General features: G+C 66.6%; 4 protein-coding genes. 2 read left to right on the plus strand and 2 right to left on the minus strand.

Annotation, left to right across the window (positions count from 1 at the left end; all coding sequences use genetic code 11):
• Together ACXJKH_RS15625 and ACXJKH_RS15630 are read left to right on the plus strand one after the other, a co-directional pair.
• Positions 1-228 (plus strand): hypothetical protein (locus ACXJKH_RS15625; RefSeq protein WP_457320643.1); only part of this gene is annotated, 228 nt, incomplete at its 5' end.
• A gap of 92 nt (positions 229-320) precedes the next feature.
• Positions 321-1,529: an acetyl-CoA C-acyltransferase gene (locus ACXJKH_RS15630; protein WP_457320646.1), complete on the plus strand. Its 1,209-nt coding sequence runs from the start codon at positions 321-323 to the stop codon at positions 1,527-1,529.
• Between the two features lie 236 nt (positions 1,530-1,765).
• On the opposite strand, the gene galU is transcribed toward ACXJKH_RS15630, so the two are convergent.
• Together galU and ACXJKH_RS15640 are read right to left on the minus strand one after the other, a co-directional pair.
• Complete coding sequence (gene galU / locus ACXJKH_RS15635) at positions 1,766-2,650, minus strand: UTP--glucose-1-phosphate uridylyltransferase GalU (protein ID WP_457320648.1); 885 nt, start codon at positions 2,648-2,650, stop codon at positions 1,766-1,768.
• Positions 2,647-4,540, minus strand: a 1,894-nt coding sequence (locus tag ACXJKH_RS15640) for a polysaccharide biosynthesis protein (protein WP_457320650.1), incomplete at its 5' end; no start/stop codon positions are given. The genes ACXJKH_RS15640 and galU, both read right to left, overlap by 4 nt.

The following is a 4,540-nucleotide window of genomic DNA, read 5'->3' on the forward strand; positions in this document are numbered from 1 at the left end:
ATGCTGGTCAACATGCTAGAAGGTCGTTTCATCAGCCCGTACGACTACGAGATCGCCGTGCGCATCGCCACCGTGCTGTGCGGTGGCGAAGTGGATCGCGGCACGCTGGTGGACGAGGAATGGCTGCTGACCCTGGAGCGCAAGCACTTCGTCGAACTGGCCCAGCAGGAAAAGACCCAGGCCCGCATCGCGCACATGCTCAAGACCGGCAAGCCGCTGCGTAACTGATGGCGTCACGGGCGCGACGGACGCCGTCCGCGCCCGCCTGGTGCCGGCCCCTGGCCGGCACGCCTGTCCCCCTATTTGAAGAGATCACTGCAATGACCAAGCAAATCCAGGACGCCTACATCGTCGCCGCTACCCGCACCCCGGTCGGCAAGGCGCCCAAGGGCATGTTCCGCAATACCCGTCCCGATGACATGCTCGCCCACGTGCTCCGTTCCGTGGTCGCGCAGGCGCCGGGCGTGGACGTCAACCGCATCGATGACGCGATCATCGGCTGTGCGATGCCCGAGGCCGAGCAGGGCATGAACGTGGCACGCATCGGCGTGCTGCTGGCCGGGCTGCCGGACACCATCGCCGCGCAGACCGTCAACCGCTTCTGCTCGTCCGGCCTGCAGGCCGTGGCGATGGCCGCCGACCAGATCCGCCTGGGCAATTCGGACCTGATGCTGGCCGGTGGCACCGAGTCGATGTCGATGGTGCCGATGATGGGCAACAAGATCGCGATGGCCCCGAGCGTATTCGACAACGACCACGTCGCCATCGCCTACGGCATGGGCATCACCGCCGAGAAGGTGGCCGAGGAATGGAAGGTCTCGCGTGAGGAGCAGGACGCCTTCGCCCTCGCCTCGCACCAGAAGGCCATCGCCGCGATCCAGAACGGCGACTTCAAGGACGAGATCAGCCCTTACGACGTGCGCACCCGCCAGCCCGACCTGGCCGACGGCCGCCGCATCATCACCCGTGACAGGATCGTCGACACCGACGAAGGCCCGCGCCTGGATTCGTCCGCCGAAGGCCTGGCCAAGCTGCGCCCGGTGTTCCGCAACGGCCAGTCCGGCGGCACCGTCACCGCGGGCAACTCCTCGCAGATGAGCGACGGCGCCGGCGCCGTGCTGCTGGCCTCGGAGCAGGCGATCAAGGACTACGGTCTGACGCCGCTGGCCCGCTTCGTCAGCTTCTCGGTGGCTGGCGTGCGCCCGGAAGTGATGGGCATCGGCCCGATCGCCGCGATTCCCAAGGCCCTCAAGCAGGCCGGCCTGAGCCAGGACCAGCTGGACTGGATCGAGCTCAACGAAGCCTTCGCCGCGCAGTCGCTGGCGGTCATCCGCGATTGCGGCCTGGACCCGTCCAAGGTCAATCCGCTGGGCGGCGCCATCGCCCTGGGCCACCCGCTGGGCGCGACCGGCGCGATCCGTACCGCCACCCTGCTGCACGGCCTGCGCCGTCGCCAGCAGAAGTACGGCATGGTGACCATGTGCATCGGCACCGGCATGGGTGCGGCCGGTATCTTCGAGTCGCTGTGATGCATCCGTCGGTGCCGGCCTAGCGCCGGCACCCGTCGCCGGAGCAGGCATCGACCGGTGGTCGATGCGCTGAACGCAGAAGGGCAGCCGCGAGGCTGCCCTTCTTTATGTTTACCGTGACCGTAAATCCGTGCGTAGTGCCGAGCCATGCTCGGCAACATCACCACGCCCGTTTCAACGGTCAACCAGGTATCGCCCGGCGCGACGTTCAGCCGGGCATGGCCCGGCGCTACCGGTCAGCTGTCGGCGAGCGCCTTCTTCAGCATCTCGCGCGCCGGTCCGGCCAGCTTCTCGTTGTTCAACGCAAAGCGGATGGTCGCTTCGACCAGACCCAGGTGGGTACCACAGTCGAAACGGGTGCCTTCGAAGCGGAAGGCGTCCACGCGCTCGCTCTTGAGCAGCTCGGCGATGGCGTCGGTCAGCTGGATCTCACCACCTGCACCGGTGCCGGTGGCTTCAAGCAGCTCGAAGATCTTCGGGCTCAGTACGTAGCGGCCGACCACGGCCAGGTCGCTCGGCGCGTCCTCGGGCTTGGGCTTCTCGACAATCGCACTGATCCGACCCTGGCGGCCATCGAAGGTGTCGGTGGCGACGATGCCGTAGCTGCCGGTCTTGTCGCGCGGGACGTCCTCGACGGCGATGATGCTCGCGCCGGTGGCCTGGTTGGCGTCGGCCATCTGCTTGAGCGCACCGTCACCCTTGTTCCAGATCAGGTCGTCAGGCAGCAGCACCGCGAACGGTTCGTCGCCGACGATCGCCTTGGCGCACAGTACCGCATGGCCCAGCCCCAGCGCCTCGGCCTGGGTGACGAAGATCGCACGCACGCCGTTGGGCAGCACGTGGCGCACCAGCTCCAGCTGCTCCATCTTGCCGGCGCGCTCGAGCTTCTGCTCCAGCTCGTAGGCCTTGTCGAAATAATCGGCCACCGCATGCTTGTAGCGGTTGGTGATGAAGATCAGGGTGTCGCAGCCGGCTTCGATCGCTTCATCGACGGCATATTGGATCAACGGCCGATCGATGATCGGCAGCATTTCCTTGGGAACCGTCTTGGTCGCGGGAAGGAATCGGGTACCGAGACCTGCCACCGGGAAAACCGCCTTGCGGATACGCTTGTTCGTCACAGCCTGTTGGCCTCTCGTGCCGGGAAGGGAAGCACTTTAGCGGACGCGACGTGATCGTCCTGTTGCAGTGGCGAGAACTCCGGCATGGTGGCGAACAGGATGCTGTTGATGGCATCGGTGTCGTAGGTGGCGATCGCTTCGCGCAGGCGCGGGACATTGCCCAGCACCTGCTCGCGGGCGAACGTACGCACGCCGGCTTCGAGGATCTTCGGGTGCGCGGTGGGGCGATAGTCCTCGTCCGAATAGAACAGGGTCTCGTGCAGCTTTTCGCCCGGACGCAGGCCGGTATAGATGATCGCGATGTCCTTGTACGGCTGTTTGCCGGCCAGGCGGATCATCTGCTCGGCGAGCACGCGGATCGGCACCGGCTCGCCCATGTCCAGGGTGTAGATCGCCCCGTGCGACGCCGATGCCGCGGCCTGCAGGATGAGCTGGCAGGCCTCGGGGATGGTCATGAAGTAACGCGTCACTTCCGGATCGGTCACGGTGACCGGCCCGCCCTTGAGGATCTGGTCGCGGAACAGCGGCACCACGCTGCCGGCCGAGGCCAGCACGTTGCCGAAGCGCACAGTCACGAAACGGGTGTGGCTGGTCTTCTGGTCCAGGCTCTGGCAGATCATCTCGGCGTAGCGCTTGCTCGCGCCGAGCGCGTTGACCGGGTCGACCGCCTTGTCGGTGGAGATGAACACGAAATGCTCGATCCGGGCCTCGACACAGGCACGGGCCACCGTTTCGGTGGACAGGATGTTGTTGCGCACCGCCTCACGAAGCTGGCGTTCCAGCACCGGCACCTGCTTGTAGGCGGCGGCATGGAAGACCGCATCGACGCTGGCCATCGACAGCGCGTGGCGGATCACCGCCGGGTCACCGCAATCGCCGAGCACCGCTTCCACTTCCAGGTCGGGGAAGCTGCGGGTGAGCTCGCCCTCGATGGTCAGCAGCAGCAGTTCACTCATTTCCAGCAGGATGATCCGGCCGGCACCGTGACGCGCGCACTGGCGGCACAGCTCCGAACCGATCGAGCCACCGGCGCCGGTCACCAGCACGGTGCGCCCGCCCAGCCAGCCACGGATCAGCGACCAGTCCGGCAGGATCGGCTTGCGACCCAGCAGATCCTCGATCGCCACTTCCTTGAGCTCGCCCGGCAGCGAATGACCGAGCAGCACGTCATTGAGCTTGGGCACCATGCGGAACGGCACGCCGGTGGCCTCACAGATGGCGACCACCCGCTGCATCCCGACCGCATCCAGGGAGGGAATGGCGATCACCAGCAGTCGGGCGGCGGTTTCGCGCACCGCGGCGGGGGCATCGTCCAGCGTGCCGAGAATCGGCAGGCCTTGCAGCTTGGCGCCCTGCAGGTGCGGGGCATCGTCAAGCAGGCCGACCGGCTCGAAATCGCCGGAACGGCGCAGGTCGCGGACCAGCGCCTCGGCGGCCTGGCCGGCACCCAGGATCAGCACCCGACGCGCAGTGGCGTCGTATTGCAGCGACTGGTAGTCCTTCCACGCGCGGTACAACAGGCGTGGCGCGCCCAGCAGCGCCGACAGCGCGAACGGGTAGATCACCAGCACCGACATCGGCACGCCGTTGAAGCGCTTGTAGGCCAGCACGACCACGATGGCGAGCAGGCCGATGAAGCTGGCCTTGAAGATGTTGAGGAGGTCGGCCACGCTGGCGAAACGCCACAGGCCGCGGTACAGGCCCACCCGCCAGAACACCACTGCCTGGATCGCCAGCACCAGCGAGGTGTCGATGTTCCACAGCGGAAGCGAGGGGGCATCGGCCAGCATCGAATAGCGGCCCGCATGCAGCAGCTGCCAGCACGCCCAGACCATGAACAGGTCGTGGACCACGATGGCGCCGCGCGGAATCAAACTGGTAAGACGGTCC

The organism is Stenotrophomonas sp. P5_B8 (assembly GCF_054049855.1).

Coding starts and splice junctions, on each gene's coding strand:
- ACXJKH_RS15630 (WP_457320646.1), top strand. CDS start 321: ATGACCAAGCAAATCCAGGACGCCTACATCGTCGCCGCTACCCGCACC.